Below are 13,266 nucleotides of genomic sequence, written 5' to 3'. Positions count from 1 at the left end.
CGGGAGAGCCAGGCACAGGACTGCTACGGTGCAGGCCGCGGTCGCGCCGAGGGCGTGCCGGCGGTGGCGGCGCTGGTCGGCGCGTCGGCGGATCTCCGCAGCGGGCAGGGTCGGTGCGGGCATCTGCGTGCCGAGCAGCCGCAGCCGGTCGGCGAGGGTGTCGTGGATGGGGTCAGACACGGAGCTTTCCTTCCTCGCTGGTCGGGGTCTGGTCGGCGAGTCTGGCCGCGAGCGCGGCCCGGCCGCGGGCGAGGCGGCTCTTGACGGCGCTGAGGCTGGCGCCGGTCTCGGCCGCGACCTGCTCGACGGAGAGGTCGCACATGTGGTGCAGGACCAGGGCGCTCCGCTGCGCCTCGGGCAGGTCGCGGAGCGCGGTGACCAGCATCAGGTGCTCCTCGGTGGGCGGCTCGACGGTGGGTGGTTCTTGGCGGTGGTGGCGTCCGGCCAAGTGCAGGCCCCGGGCCAGACGTCGCCAGCGGGAGAGGGCCAGCCGCCGGGCCGTGGTCCGGATCCATGCCTCCGGGGCGTTGCCCGGGTCGAAGGTGCGCCTTCGGTCCCACGCGCGGATGAAGGCCTCCTGGACCACGTCCTGCGCTTCGGACCAGTTGCCGGTTAGCGCGTAGAGCTGCCCGGTCAGGCGGGAGAAGGACGCCGCGTAGAACGCGTCGAACTCCTGTGGCGTCATCAAGGGCCTCTCTTCCGGGACTGTCCGTCAGCTCGCGGCACAGGCGGCTCGCGAGGAGGCACTCCTCGGGCGCGGCGGTGGAGCCGTGCGTCCTGGGCGGAGCCTCCCGCCCTGTACGCACGAGCGCCGTCCCAGGGTCGCAGCGACGGCCTATGACCTGGATCACGTGTGCGGGGTGAGACCTGCCGGGCGTCGGGAGGCGTACAGGGGTGCTGGCATCAACCGGACGCCGGCAGGAAAGGACACGGATTCATGCGTATCCGCCCGATCATGCTCATCGCCGCCACCGTCACCGCCGCGGCCATCGCGACCGCGGGGGGAATGGCCACTGCCGCAACCGGCACCTCCACGCCCACCCCCACGGCCCACGGCAAGCCCTCCGGTGCGCCCACCGCCACGGCCCACGGCAGCAGCTCGCCCGTTACCCGTGCGACTGCCACCCCGGCCGCTTTCACCGTCACCAGCACGGCGACAGCCCCGATCGAGGCCGGGGCCGTCGCCGAGATCCTGGCCTCCTGCCTGGGTGCCGACGCGTCGCGGTACCACGCGGTGATCGCGGTCCGCGCTCCCGTCGCCTCGTCGGACACCGACGGCGTGGTCATCGCCGTCAACTCCGCCGACCAGTACGTGCAATGCGAGTCGAAGGGCCACAAGGGCACCAGCATGTCCGTGCCTCCGACGTTCATCAACGACCGCCTGTGGGGCACCGGTCACCTGATCGAGTACTTCGACAGCTTCAGCGCGCCGGCCGGTGCCGGGCAGTTCCTCTCGCTGGGCGCCGGGCACTACACACCCGAGGTCGCCAAGGTCACCATCAGCTACGGCGACGACCCCACGCAGTACCCGGCCGTCATGGCAGGCGGCGCGTTCGCCTACACGGCGGCCATCTCCACCGGCCACAACGGGAACTCCGTCCCCCCGGCCCCCTACGTCCATGCCTACGACGCGGACGGCAAGGAGATCTACAACCAGAAGACGCAGCCCACGGTCAAGGGCGCCCGCCAGTAGGCGCTACCCAGGCGCCTGGTGGTGGGGCGGCCATCCCCGCGGTCGCGCGGGGCCGCGCGGCGGAGGAGCACACGCAGTGTGACGATCGCGGCGGACAGGCAGAGGCAGAAGTCCACGACGCGGCCGCGCTTCCCGGTGCGGCGCCGCGGCCTGCCGAAGCCGTTCATCCGCGAGTGGCTCCGCCCCACCACCCACCTCCCCCGGACGACGATGGTCGACGATCCGACCGCCGTGTACGGTGCGATCGGCGAGGGCTCGGCGGTGCCGTTGTTCATGCCACGCCGCACCATTCGATCGCCGCCATCGCGTAGGCCTTCGCGGCAGCGACCATCTCGTCGATCGCGCACCGTTCATCGACGGCGTGTGCCATGGACTGAGCGCCCGGCCCCAGCCCCACCGCGGGTATGCCGGCGGCGGTGAACCAGGCGAGATCGGTGGCCGAGGGGAACGGCAGCACATCGCCCGGGCCGGCGAACGAGGTGCCGAGGGCCGCTCGCTCGCGAGCGGCCCGCACTGTTCGGCAGAGCGGATGATCCCGGTCGGTCCGCCCGCCCGGATAGTGCATCGGCCAGTCGATGCGCGGAGGGTTGACGCGCAGCCAGGGGTCCTGCCGCACGATGCTATGAACTCCGTGACAACGCCGGTGCGTGAGCCGCAGATGGACCGAGGGGTCGCCCGTCGCGAAGCCCTCCTGGACGCCGCGACCCGACTGCTGGCGCGGGAAGGCGCGCGCGCCTTGACCCACCGGGCCATCGCGGCGGAGGCGGGTACCACCCACGGCATCGCCCGCTACTACTTCGGCACCCTCGACCAGTTGCTCGACGAAGCCCTGCGACGTCTGGCCACCCAGCAGATCGAGGAGGTGCGGGCACTGTTCCACCGGCTGCCGGACGTCGACATCCCGCAGCGGATCACCCGCATCGTGCAGTACGTGACCGGATCCCTGGCCCGTGACCGGGACTCCGGCATCGCCCGGTACGAGTTCTTCCTGGAAGTCGCTCGCCGCCGCCAGCTACAGGACACCCTCAACGAATGGGGGGTCGCCCAGCGGGCGGCCTTCGCCCGCGAACTGCGCGGGGCCGGATCCGCGGACCCCGAGGCCGACGCCGCGGATCTGCTGACCATCATCAACGGTCTGCTCCTGGAACAACTCGCGCTGCCCACCGACGACTTCGAGACCGTCCGGCTGCGACCGGCCGTCGAGCGGTTCTTCCCGGAGGGCTGAACTCCAGCGTGGCAACCCGCCGGTCCTGATCGGCCGCCGCTAGGGTCGCCGATGTCGCGGAGGGTCTCCGGCCCGGTAACCCCGGTGATCCGGCAGCACCGCGTCCGACCGCCATCGCATCCGCCGCGGAGGTTCCATGGGTTCTTCGGTCACCACCGCGCGGCGTGCGCGGTCGCGACTCCAGCAGGGCAGCACGCTGCTGCGATGGCTGTTCACCACGGACCACAAGGTGATCGGAAACCTCTACCTGGCGACGGCTTTCGGCTTCTTCCTGGTGGGCGGCCTCATGGCACTGCTGATGCGCGCTCAACTGATGGGGCCCGACACCGGTTTCCTGTCGAACCAGCAGTACAACCAGATGTTCACAATGCACGGCACCATCATGCTGCTGCTGTTCGCCACTCCGACGTTCGCCGGTTTCGCCAACGCGATCATGCCACTCCAGATCGGGGCCCCGGATGTCGCGTTCCCCCGGCTGAACGCCTTCACCTATTGGGCGTTCCTGCTGGGCGGACTGATGGTCCTCAGCGGCTTCCTCACCTCCACGGGGGCGCCCGCGTTCGGCTGGTTCGCGTACGCGCCGCTGAACGGTCCGGTGTTCTCACCCGGCACGGGCGGTGACCTGTGGGCGCTCGGTCTGGTCGTGGCCGGCCTCGGCACGATCCTCGGCTCGGTCAACTTCGTCACCACGATCACCTGTCTGCGGGCGCCGGGCATGACCCTGTTCCGGATGCCGGTCTTCACCTGGAACGTGCTGTTCACCTCGATCATGGTCCTGCTGGCCTTCCCGGTGCTGACGGCGGCCCTGTTGCTGCTGGAGGCGGACCGGAAGTTCGGCGCGCACGTCTTCGACGCCGCGAACGGCGGGGCACTGCTGTGGCAGCACCTCTTCTGGTTCTTCGGCCACCCGGAGGTCTACATCGTCGCGGTGCCGTTCTTCGGCATCATCAGCGAGATCATCCCGGTCTTCAGCCGCAAACCGCTGTTCGGCTACTACGGGATGATCGGCGCGACCATCGCCATCACCTCGCTGTCGATGTCGGTGTGGGCGCACCACATGTTCGCCACCGGCCAGGTGCTGCTGCCGTTCTTCTCGATGATGTCGTTCCTCATCGCCGTGCCCACCGGCGTGAAGTTCTTCAACTGGATCGGGACCATGTGGAACGGCTCGCTGTCCTTCGAGACACCGATGCTCTGGTCGGTCGGGTTCCTGGTGACCTTCCTGTTCGGCGGACTGAGCGGGGTGCTGCTGGCGGCGCCGCCGATCGACTTCCACGTCACCGACAGCTACTTCGTCGTGGCGCACCTCCACTACGTCCTGTTCGGGACCGTGGTGTTCGCGACGTTCGGGGGCTTCTACTTCTGGTGGCCGAAGCTGACCGGCAAGATGCTCGACGAGCGGGTCGGGAAGGTCCACTTCTGGAGCCTGTTCGTGGGATTCCAGACCACCTTCCTGGTGATGCACTGGCTGGGCGCCCAGGGAATGCCGCGCCGCTACGCGACGTACCTGGACGTGGACGGCTTCACCGCGCTCAACGTGCTCGCCTCGTGCGGTGCGTTCCTGCTCGGGGTGTCCAACCTGCCGTTCTTCTACAACGTCTGGATCACCACCCGGCACGGCGTCCGGGTCGCCCAGGACGATCCGTGGGGCTGGGGCCGGTCCCTGGAGTGGGCGACGTCCAGCCCCCCGCCGAAGCACAACTTCCACGTGCTGCCGCGGATCCGGTCCGAGTCGCCGGCCTTCGACCTGCACCATCCGGAGGTCCCGTCCGAGGACGGCGGGGGCGGTCGGCAGTCCGGTGACGAGCGGAAGCGGGGGAACGCCCGATGAAGGCCGAGGGGTGGCTGTTCTCCATCATGGCGGCGTTCTTCGCCGTGGTCGGGCTCGTCTACGGGCTCTGGGCCCGAGAGCCCGCCGGCAAGGCGATCCTGGCGGTGGCGTTCCTGATGTCGGCGCTGATCGCCTCGTTCTGGTTCGTCCAGCACCAGCGGCGGGGCCACGGCAGGGCGCAGGACCGCAAGGACGCCGAAATCGCGGAGACCGCGGGGCAGATCGGGTTCTTCCCGGCCCGCAGCGGCTACCCGGTGCTCGCGGCGGTGGGCGTGACGGTCTTCGCGCTGGGGCTGGCGTTCGCCCTGTGGCTGGTCGTCGTCGGCGCCCTGGTCCTCGCGCTGGCCGTGTTCGGGTTCATCTTCCAGTACCGCGACCACGACGGCGCGTGATCCAGCGCAGCAGGCGGCGGAAGGGACCGGCCGCGGGCCGCCGGGGCATCCGTTCGGCCGGGGTGCGAGGGTGCTGCGGGGCCGCGAGGACGGCCGCGACCTGCTCCGACTCCCCTTCGGTGGCGGGAAGTTCGACCCGGTCGCGGTAGAACCAGGAGCTCGCCGCCGCCCGTGCCCGCTCCCGGCGCGACGCCCCGGCGGGGGCGGGCGGTGGCGTCGGCGCGTCGCGCACCAGCATCACCTGCCGCTCGGCGGGCCGGACGGGCCGGTGGTGGCCCTCGAAACCTCCGTCGAGGGACTGGTCGATCCGGCCGGTCTCGTCGCCGTTCAGGAGGCGGGAGCGGTCCCGGGCCTGGAGGGCCAGGCAGAGCCGGCGGGTGAGCACGAACGAGACGGGCGGCAGGACGACCAGAGCCGCGCGCAGCACGTTGGTGAGCGCGTCGACGGAGACGCCGAACTCGAACGCGATCACGTCGTTGCCGCCCGCGATGAGCAGCACGGCGTAGAACGCGACTCCGGCGACCCCCAGCGCGGTGCGGGTGGGCTTGTTGCGCGGCCGGTCGCACAGGTGGTGCTCGTCCGGGCCGGGGTCGAGCCACCGTTCCACGAAGGGGTAGGCGTACAGCAGCGCGAACATCAGCCCGGGCAGCACCACCGCGGGGAGGAGGACGTTCCACGACAGCGTGTGCCCGAGCACCCGGGTCTCCACCGCGGGCATGAGCCGCAGGGCGCCCTCGATGAAGCCGATGTACCAGTCGGGCTGGGCGCCGGCCCCGGCGGTGTCGGGCCGGTAGGCGCCGTAGCGCCAGATCGGGTTGATCTCCGCGAGGAAGGCGGACAGCGCCATGACGCCGCCCACCGTGAACATCAGGCCGGCGCTGCGGGCCATGAACTGCGGGAAGAAGGGCATGCCGACCACGTTCCGATTGGTGCGGCCGGGCCCGGCCCACTGCGTGTGCTTCAGCACGACGACGAGGGTCAGGTGCGCCCCGATCAGCGCGAGCAGCAGGCCGGGCACCAGGAGGATGTGCACGGTGAACAGCCGGGGGACGATCACGTGCCCGGGGAACTCTCCGCCGAAGGCGAAGAACGTGAGGTAGGTGCCGAGCAGCGGCACCGACAGCAGAACGCCCTCGGCGATCCGCAGCCCGGTGCCGGAGAGGGTGTCGTCCGGCAGTGAGTAGCCGGAGAACCCTTCGAGGAGCGCGAGGCTGAACAGCGTCACTCCGATGACCCAGTTGAGTTCGCGCGGTCGGCGGAAGGCGCCGGTGAAGAACACCCGCAGCAGGTGCACGCCGATCGCCGAGACGAACAGCAGCGCCGACCAGTGGTGGACCTGCCGGACCATCAGTCCGCCGCGCACGTCGAAGCTGATGCGCAGCGTCGACGTGTAGGCCTCGGACAGCCGCACGCCGCGCAGCGGCAGGTACGAGCCGTCGTAGACGACCTCGCTCATGCTCGGCTGGAAGAAGAGCGTCAGGTAGACGCCGGTCAGCAGCAGGACGACGAAGCTGTACAGCGCGAGCTCGCCCAGCAGGAACGACCAGTGGTCCGGGAACACCTTGCGCAGCATTTCCCGGCCCGCTTCCGTGACCGGCAGTCGCCCGTCCAGAACGGTGGTGGCGCGTTCCCCCGCCGACGGTTTGCTCGTGACCCTGGTTGGCTCCACGCGAGGCAACCTAGTGCGAGGTCCCGCGCGCGGGGGCGGGCGGGCGCTGCGGCTGCGCCGTCACGCGGTGGCATAACACTCCGACGGCGCAATGCGGCGGTCCGGCACAGGGGTTCGGCCTTGCTCCTCGCGCCCTGCGCCCCGCGCCCGGACGTCCTGGCATCCGTCCGGCGGAGTCCCCGCGTTTCGCCCCACGGATTCCGGGCAGCCGCCGGCTATCAGGACTCAGGGAGGACCAATGTCAACAGGGACTCTCATCACGATCATCGTTCCGATAGCCGTCGTCGTTGTTCTGCTCGCCACCGCCGCCTGGTACCTGGCACGCCGCCGTCGGCTCAGGGAACGCTTCGGGTCGGAGTACGAACGCACCGTCCAGAGCTCGCCGAGCCGCTATGCGGCCGAACGGGACCTGCGCGATCGGGAACAGCGCCATGACCGTCTGGACATCAGACCGTTGCCGCCCGAGGCCAGAAGCCGCTACGCCAGCGACTGGACCAGGGTTCAGCAGCAATTCGTCGACCGGCCGGAGTCGGCCGTGCACGAGGCCGATCGACTCGTGACCGTGGTCATGCACGAACGCGGTTACCCGACCGAGAACTACGAGCAGGAACTGCGTGACCTGTCCGTCGAACACGGGCGCACCCTGGAGCACTTCAGAGCCGCCCACACGGTCAACGAACGGTTGGGCGATCGCAAGTTGACCACCGAGGAGCTCCGTGGCGCGATGGTGCACTACCGCGCGCTCTTCGACGAGCTGCTCGGCAACGGCCAGTCGGCCACCGGCCCGGCCTGAGGTGCCGCCCCTCGTGGCCGCCACACAGAGACGAGGTGAACCAGAGATGACGCACGTGAACCGTCCCACGGACGAGGAAGAGAGCTTGACCACCGAGGACCTGGCCCGCTCGGGCACGAGCGGCGAGGGTGAGGAGAGCGAGACTGAGGAGAAGGTGACACAGGAGGAGACCAGAGGCGAGGGCCAGGAGGACCGCCCGCTCTTCCCCGGAGAGGCCACGGACACCGAGTTCGGGCGCGCGCCGGAGAGCGGTGGGGACGACCACGGCGAGCCCGGGTCCGAGGAGCACCGGGAACGACAACCGCTGTTCGCGCCGGAGGACGAGCAGGAGCTCAGGTCGCGCTGGGGCGAGATCCAGAACGACTTCGTCGACGACCCCCGGGAAGCGGTACGGGCGGCGGACGGGCTTGTCGCGGACCTGATGCAGCGGTTGGCGAGCTCCTTCGCCGACCACAAGCACGGGTTGGAACAACAGTGGAACCGCGGCGAGGAAGTACAGACGGAGGACCTCCGGCTGGCACTCCAGCAGTACCGGTCCTTCTTCAACCGACTGCTCAGCAGCTGAACAGCGAACGCAGCCCGGGCCGCGCCGGCGGCCCGGGCCTCGTTGCGGTGGCCCGGGCCTCGTTGCGGTGGCCCGGGCCTCGTTGCGGCGGCCCGGGCCTCGTTGCGGCGGCCGTGGCATACGGGTGGCCCGTCCAGCCGCGCGGCAGCCACGACTCGGACGGGTCACCGGTTCGGACGGCTCACCAGTAGTGACGCCGGCCCCCGACGGCATGACCCAGGCTGCCGAGGATCCACAGGATCACGCCGATGACCAGCAGGACGATACCGATCGACCACAAGATGCTGATGCCGGTGACGAAGCCGACAACCAACAGAATTATCGCAAGGATGATCATGTTGGCCTCCAATCGCACGGTCGCGGTTACCCGAATTCCGCGGCACTAATCAGGCCCCGCTCGACGGCCGCCGTCACCTCTCCTCCCGCCGTTGCGCTACGTGCCCAGCCGTGCGCCGAGCCCCGACAGGTGCCGTTCGATCGGCGGAATCACGCGCGGGGCGAGTGCGGCGACGACCATCGCGGTGGCGACGCCCGTCCAGGCGACCGGACCGAGCGGGGTGCAGCCGAAGAACTGGCTGACCAGGGGCGTCTCGATCAGGACGGCCAACACAGCGGCCGAGCCGAGGGCGGTCAGCAGCACCAGTGGGCTGTGGCTCCGCCCGGTCACGGTCTGGGTGAGCTGGGCGCCGACCACCCCGCACAGGGCCATCGTGCTGGTCCGTCGCGCGGAGCCCGGGGTGGCCGTGCCGATCAGCCAGGCGGTGGCCGCGCCGAGCGCGGTGACGATGCCGCGGTGCCGGATCTGCCGGGTCAGTGGATCACCCAGCGCGGCGAGGCCGACGGGGACGCTGTCGGCGAGGGCGGATTCGCCGTCCGGGCGCTCGTCGGTGATCTCGTCCCGGGGCGTCACCGAGACCGCCATCGCCGGGAACATGTCGGTGAGCAGATTGACCAGCAGGATCTGGCGGGTGGACAGCGGCGAGGAGCCGGACAGCAGCGTGCCGAGCACCGAGAAGCCGATCTCGCCGGCGTTGCCGCCGATCAGCACGCTGATCGCGTCCGCGACGCTGCGCCACAGCCCGCGGCCCTCGGCGACGGCGGCGACCAGCATCGACAGGTCGTCGCTGGTGATCACCAGGTCGGCCGCGTTGCGGGCGGCGGCCGAGCCGCGTACCGCGATGCCGACCCCGATGTCGGCGGCGCGGATGGCGGCGGCGTCGTTGGCGCCGTCCCCGACCATGGCCACCACCCTGCCGGCCTCCTGGAGCGCCTCCACCACCTGCAGCTTCTGCTCGGGCGCCACTCGGGCCACCACGTCGCAGTCGCGCAGCAGGCGGGCCCGGCCGGCCCGGTCCCGGGCGGCCAGCTCCTCGCCGGTGACCACCGCGACGTCGTCGGGCCAGCCGAGCTGGACGGCCACCGCGCGGGCGGTCTCGGGGTGGTCGCCGGTGAGCATGACCGGCCGCACGCCGGCCTCGCGCAGCTCGGCCACCAGCGGCGCGGAGCTGCGGCGCGGGGTGTCGGCGAGGGCGACGAAGCCCAGCAGGTCCATGTCGGCCAGCGGCCGACCGAGGGCCTCGTCGGGGTCCTCGTGGGGCTCCAGCCGGTCGCGGGCAACGGCCAGCACCCTCAGACCCTCGGCGGCCAGGGTCTGCGCGACGGCATCGCCGTCGGCGTCCCGGCAACCGGGCAGGACGACCTCCGGCGCGCCCTTCACCACCCGGAACCGCGCATCGTCCTCACCGGTGCCGACGGCGGCGGCGTACCCTCGGCTGGCTTCGAAGGGCTGCACCTCCGCAACGGTCCACGGCGACCCCGGTGGACTCGCGGCGAGGATCGCCTCGTCGGTGGAGTGGGCGTGGATGCCCGCCTCCTCGTCGTGGGTCCGGCAGGTCAGCGCGGCGGCGTGGAGCAGCGGTGCCGCCTCGGCCGCGTCCGCCGGGTGTGCGGTGCCGTCCGCGGTGGCGACCCGGACGACGCGGAGCCGGTTCTCGGTCAGAGTGCCGGTCTTGTCGAAACAGATGGTGTCCATCCGCCCGAGCGCCTCCAGCGCCCTCGGGGTGCGGACCAGGATGCCGATCCGACTGAGCCGACGGGTCGCGGCCAGCTGCGCGACGGTGGCGACCAGCGGCAGGCCCTCGGGGACGGCCGCCACCGCGACCGCCAGCCCGCCGCGGACCGCCTGCCGTACGGGTCGGCCGCGCAGCAGCGACAGGCCGGTCACGGCGGCGCCGCCGAGCAGGGTGAACGGCAGCATCCGGCGGGTGAGTTCGTGCAGTCGGGCCTGCACGCCGGGTGCCTGCTGCGCCCGCGAGGCCAGGTGCGCCGCCCGGCCTGCTTCGGTCTCGTCACCGGTGCCCACGACCACGGCCCGGCCGTGGCCGGCGACCACCGTCGTGCCTTCGAAGACCATGCAGCGGCGATCGGTCACCGGAGCCTGGGGCGTGGCGTCGACCTGTTTGGCGGTCGGCAGCGACTCGCCCGTCAGCGAGGACTCGTCGACCTCGAGGTCCTCGGCTGCCAGCAGCCGGGCATCGGCGGGCACCACGTCCCCCGTGTAGAGCTCGATCATCTCACCGGCCGTCAGCCGCCGGGCCTCCACCGTGTTGACCTCGAACGCACCCGAGTCCACTATTCGACGGGCGCGTTGGCGCTGCCCCACCCTGAGCCCGGAGAGCGCTCGCTCCGCCCGTACCCGCTGCACGCCCCCCACGAGCGCGTTCACGCCCATCGCCCCCAGCACCATCAGCGCGTCGATGACGGACCCGAGCATGGCGGAGGCCGTCGCCCCGACGAGGAGCAGCGGGGTGAGCGGGTCGTGCAGTTCGTCACGCACGGCAGCGAACAGACGGACCGTCATGCGGGCCGGGGTGAACACCGGATGGCGGGATGCCCGGGCAAGGGCCTCCTTGACGGGTTCGAGCGCACTCGGCCGCGCCGCGCGGGCGCGGAGCCGGGCCAGCGCTTCCTGCGGCTGCAGGGCGTGCCAGGGCACCCGGGGTGGCGGGTGCGGCGCGCGATCGGTGCTCACGCGCAGGGCTGCGCGCCAGCCGGAGACGAGCGCGGCCCCGGCGGCCGCATCGACGGGGCTCACCCGGAAGCCCGGAGGGAAGGGAACGCGTTTCGAGCGCTTCCCCCGAGTGACCACCAGGAGCCCGGCGAGTGCCGCGCCCGCCTCGGCGAAGACCTTGGAGTGCCGGCCGACGGCCCGTGCGGCCGGGACCGCGTCCAGCAGCCGCCACGCCCCGGTCAACCCGTGCAGCAGCAGGACGTCCGCGGGCCACACCACCGCACTGCGGTCGTCGGTGAGCGAGACCGCGATGTCACTGCGCAGCAGGCCGGTGAGCACCTCGCGGCTCTCGTCGCCCAGCCGCTGCTCCACCGTGCCATTCCCGCAGGGCACATGAGCGACCGTCAGCACCACGCGGCCGTCGCGCTGGAGCCCTTTGACCACCTCGGCCAACGGGCGCTCGGCGCCGACGAGTTCGTCCGCCAGCGCGCCGAAGTCGCCGAGCGAGCCGTCGTCCAGCACGACGACGTACAGGCCGGCCCGGCGGGCCGCGTCCAGGGAGGCTTCGGCGAGCGGGTCGATCTCCCATCCGACCAGGACGGTGCCGATGTCCCTCCCCGCGTCCGAGGCGATCATCAGCCCGGCATCCGGTTCTCCTTGGTCCGGCACCGGGCGCAGGTCGAGTTCCCCTCCCGACTCCAGCGCCGCAGTCGCCGCCTGCCACAGCCGGTCGTGGTCCCAGTCGGACACGTTCGGGTTGACATCCAGGACCGTGCGCCGGGTGCCGCGCAACGCCTCCGGGTGGAGCACCACCGTGTCGACGAGCTCCAGTTGCCTCAGCCGGTCGAGGTTGCGGACCAGGACGCCTTCGCGGGCCAGCTCGGTGCACAGCGCCGCGGCGAAGGCGGCCGGACCGTAGCGGGCGGCCTTCGGGTTCCCGGCCAGCAGCGCCTCCGCCGCCTCCTGCACGTCACGGGTGAACAGCAGCGTTCCGGCCGCGCCGAGCAGGGTGCCGGTGACGGCGTGGTCCCGGTACTCCTCGCCCGGGTAGCGGTGGACCGGCGGGCGGGCGACCTGCTGGCCGGCCAGGCTCAACCGCCCCGGCGCGCAGAGCGTGTCGTGCGCGGCATCGAAGGCGGCGGCCCGCGCGACGGCCTCGGTCAACTGGCCCACCCGCAGCACCGCGTCCAGGGCCAGGGCGGTGGGCGACTGCCCGATCCCCTGGGCTGCCGCGTTGGCGGCGGCCAGCACCAGGTCGGTCGCCGAGCGGCCGAGACGGCGGCGCAGCACCGCACGTACCCGGGGATCCTCGCGCATCAGCGTGACACCGGCGGTGACGAGGCGCGGTGTGCTCTTCAGGTGGACCGTCCGCGCGGCGACCGCTGTCGTGATGCCGACCGCGTCGCAGGCCACGGCGAGCGCGCCGGAGCGGATGCCCCCGGTGTGTCCGGGGTGCACGGGCTCCAGCACGTCCTCGTCCGGACGGTCCAGCTTCTGCCCGGCCGCGAGCTCGCCCACCCGGGCCACCACCCGGTCGGTGACCGCGTCCTGGGTCATCCGCACCACCAGCCGGGCCAGGCCGCCGTCCCAGTAGGCGGCCAGCACGTCCGGGCGCTCGGCCAGCGAGGCCGCCACCCGTCGTGCCGCCGCCTCCGCGTTCCGGACGCCGGCACCAGGGCGTGGACGCAACGGGAGCTGAAGCCGGGAGCCCGCCTGCCAGTACCCCCGGCCGGGCGTCAGCGCGTTGAGACCGACCCGGCCCACCCGTACCGCCGTCTCCGACACCGCCGCCGCTCCGCGCGCGCCCGTCCGCACCCCTGCCTCGGCGGCATCGACCACTCCCCGCACCACGGCGCCCGCCGTCGGCGTGACCCACCGGGTCGCCCGTAGGGGTACCCCCAGCGCGAGATCCACCCCTGCCGCCGGCAGCCGGGTGATCAGGCGGGCGATCATCACGGCCTCCCGTGCCTACCGGCCTGCCGTCGCAGCCTGCGATTCCGCCGTCGTTCGGCGCCGGGCCCTCTTGGCCCTCCGTGCCGCCGCACGCCTCCTGGCCGACGGCTCCTCCTTCGCCGGACTGGCACCGCC

Annotated in this window: 12 protein-coding genes and 1 pseudogene; 6 read left to right on the top strand and 7 right to left on the bottom strand. The window is 72.0% G+C overall.

Annotated elements, in window-relative coordinates; genetic code table 11:
* The coding region (locus J0670_RS02505) for a hypothetical protein (RefSeq protein ID WP_207809114.1) at positions 1 to 180 on the bottom strand (180 nt) is incomplete at its 3' end.
* Positions 173 to 685 (bottom strand): SigE family RNA polymerase sigma factor, encoded by a 513-nt coding sequence (locus J0670_RS02500; RefSeq protein ID WP_207809112.1) that lies wholly within the window; start codon positions 683 to 685, stop codon positions 173 to 175. The genes J0670_RS02505 and J0670_RS02500, both read right to left, overlap by 8 nt.
* 252 nt (positions 686 to 937) lie before the next feature.
* Here J0670_RS02500 and J0670_RS02495 point away from each other — a divergent pair, with 252 nt between their 5' ends.
* Complete coding sequence (locus tag J0670_RS02495) at positions 938 to 1,693, top strand: hypothetical protein (protein ID WP_207809110.1); 756 nt, start codon at positions 938 to 940, stop codon at positions 1,691 to 1,693.
* Here the strand turns inward: J0670_RS02495 and J0670_RS02490 are convergent.
* Together J0670_RS02490 and J0670_RS02485 are read right to left on the bottom strand one after the other, a co-directional pair.
* A pseudogene (locus tag J0670_RS02490) lies at positions 1,648 to 1,890 on the bottom strand (hypothetical protein); the annotation flags it as partial. The gene J0670_RS02495 and the pseudogene J0670_RS02490 sit on opposite strands and share 46 nt — an antisense overlap.
* Positions 1,891 to 1,964: 74 nt before the next feature.
* A complete protein-coding gene (locus tag J0670_RS02485) occupies positions 1,965 to 2,438 on the bottom strand; it encodes a M20/M25/M40 family metallo-hydrolase (protein WP_207809108.1) in 474 nt (157 codons plus the stop codon).
* Here J0670_RS02485 and J0670_RS02480 point away from each other — a divergent pair.
* The 3 genes from J0670_RS02480 to J0670_RS02470 all read left to right on the top strand — a co-directional run bounded on the left by J0670_RS02480 (position 2,352) and on the right by J0670_RS02470 (position 5,141).
* The gene (locus tag J0670_RS02480) at positions 2,352 to 2,918 is read left to right on the top strand and encodes a TetR/AcrR family transcriptional regulator (protein WP_279382929.1); all 567 of its coding nucleotides are present in this window, start codon (positions 2,352 to 2,354) and stop codon (positions 2,916 to 2,918) included. The genes J0670_RS02485 and J0670_RS02480 overlap by 87 nt on opposite strands.
* A gap of 136 nt (positions 2,919 to 3,054) precedes the next feature.
* Positions 3,055 to 4,749, top strand: coding sequence for a cytochrome c oxidase subunit I (ctaD, locus tag J0670_RS02475; protein WP_207809105.1), 1,695 nt, complete (start codon positions 3,055 to 3,057; stop codon positions 4,747 to 4,749).
* A complete protein-coding gene (locus J0670_RS02470; RefSeq protein ID WP_207809103.1) occupies positions 4,746 to 5,141 on the top strand; it encodes a cytochrome c oxidase subunit 4 in 396 nt (131 codons plus the stop codon). The genes ctaD and J0670_RS02470 overlap by 4 nt, the downstream gene beginning before the upstream one ends.
* Here J0670_RS02470 and J0670_RS02465 read toward each other — a convergent pair.
* A complete protein-coding gene (locus tag J0670_RS02465; protein WP_374223053.1) occupies positions 5,107 to 6,810 on the bottom strand; it encodes a cytochrome bc complex cytochrome b subunit in 1,704 nt (567 codons plus the stop codon). The genes J0670_RS02470 and J0670_RS02465 overlap by 35 nt on opposite strands.
* Positions 6,811 to 7,048: 238 nt before the next feature.
* On the opposite strand from J0670_RS02465, the gene J0670_RS02460 reads away from it, so the two are divergent.
* Both J0670_RS02460 and J0670_RS02455 read left to right on the top strand, forming a co-directional pair.
* Positions 7,049 to 7,603, top strand: coding sequence for a hypothetical protein (locus J0670_RS02460; protein ID WP_207809101.1), 555 nt, complete (start codon positions 7,049 to 7,051; stop codon positions 7,601 to 7,603).
* Between the two features lie 85 nt (positions 7,604 to 7,688).
* On the top strand, positions 7,689 to 8,168 hold the full coding sequence (locus J0670_RS02455; RefSeq protein ID WP_207809099.1) for a hypothetical protein: 480 nt from the start codon (positions 7,689 to 7,691) through the stop codon (positions 8,166 to 8,168).
* A 181-nt stretch (positions 8,169 to 8,349) separates the two neighbouring features.
* On the opposite strand, the gene J0670_RS02450 is transcribed toward J0670_RS02455, so the two are convergent.
* Both J0670_RS02450 and J0670_RS02445 read right to left on the bottom strand, forming a co-directional pair.
* The gene (locus J0670_RS02450) at positions 8,350 to 8,505 is read right to left on the bottom strand and encodes a DUF6131 family protein (protein ID WP_207809098.1); all 156 of its coding nucleotides are present in this window, start codon (positions 8,503 to 8,505) and stop codon (positions 8,350 to 8,352) included.
* Between the two features lie 96 nt (positions 8,506 to 8,601).
* Complete coding sequence (locus J0670_RS02445; RefSeq protein WP_207809096.1) at positions 8,602 to 13,131, bottom strand: cation-translocating P-type ATPase; 4,530 nt, start codon at positions 13,129 to 13,131, stop codon at positions 8,602 to 8,604.
* Positions 13,132 to 13,266: the final 135 nt, after the last annotated feature.

It is taken from the genome of Streptomyces sp. FH025 (genome assembly GCF_017427025.1).
Classification (GTDB): Bacteria; Actinomycetota; Actinomycetes; order Streptomycetales; family Streptomycetaceae; genus Kitasatospora.
The sequence above is the reverse complement of the archived record's forward strand: the minus strand, read 5'-3'. Positions and strand labels throughout refer to the sequence as shown.

Coding starts and splice junctions, on each gene's coding strand:
- ctaD (WP_207809105.1), top strand. CDS start 3,055: ATGGGTTCTTCGGTCACCACCGCGCGGCGTGCGCGGTCGCGACTCCAG.
- J0670_RS02450 (WP_207809098.1), bottom strand. CDS start 8,505: ATGATCATCCTTGCGATAATTCTGTTGGTTGTCGGCTTCGTCACCGGC.
- J0670_RS02500 (WP_207809112.1), bottom strand. CDS start 685: ATGACGCCACAGGAGTTCGACGCGTTCTACGCGGCGTCCTTCTCCCGC.
- J0670_RS02460 (WP_207809101.1), top strand. CDS start 7,049: ATGTCAACAGGGACTCTCATCACGATCATCGTTCCGATAGCCGTCGTC.
- J0670_RS02495 (WP_207809110.1), top strand. CDS start 938: ATGCGTATCCGCCCGATCATGCTCATCGCCGCCACCGTCACCGCCGCG.
- J0670_RS02480 (WP_279382929.1), top strand. CDS start 2,352: ATGGACCGAGGGGTCGCCCGTCGCGAAGCCCTCCTGGACGCCGCGACC.
- J0670_RS02445 (WP_207809096.1), bottom strand. CDS start 13,131: ATGATCGCCCGCCTGATCACCCGGCTGCCGGCGGCAGGGGTGGATCTC.
- J0670_RS02470 (WP_207809103.1), top strand. CDS start 4,746: ATGAAGGCCGAGGGGTGGCTGTTCTCCATCATGGCGGCGTTCTTCGCC.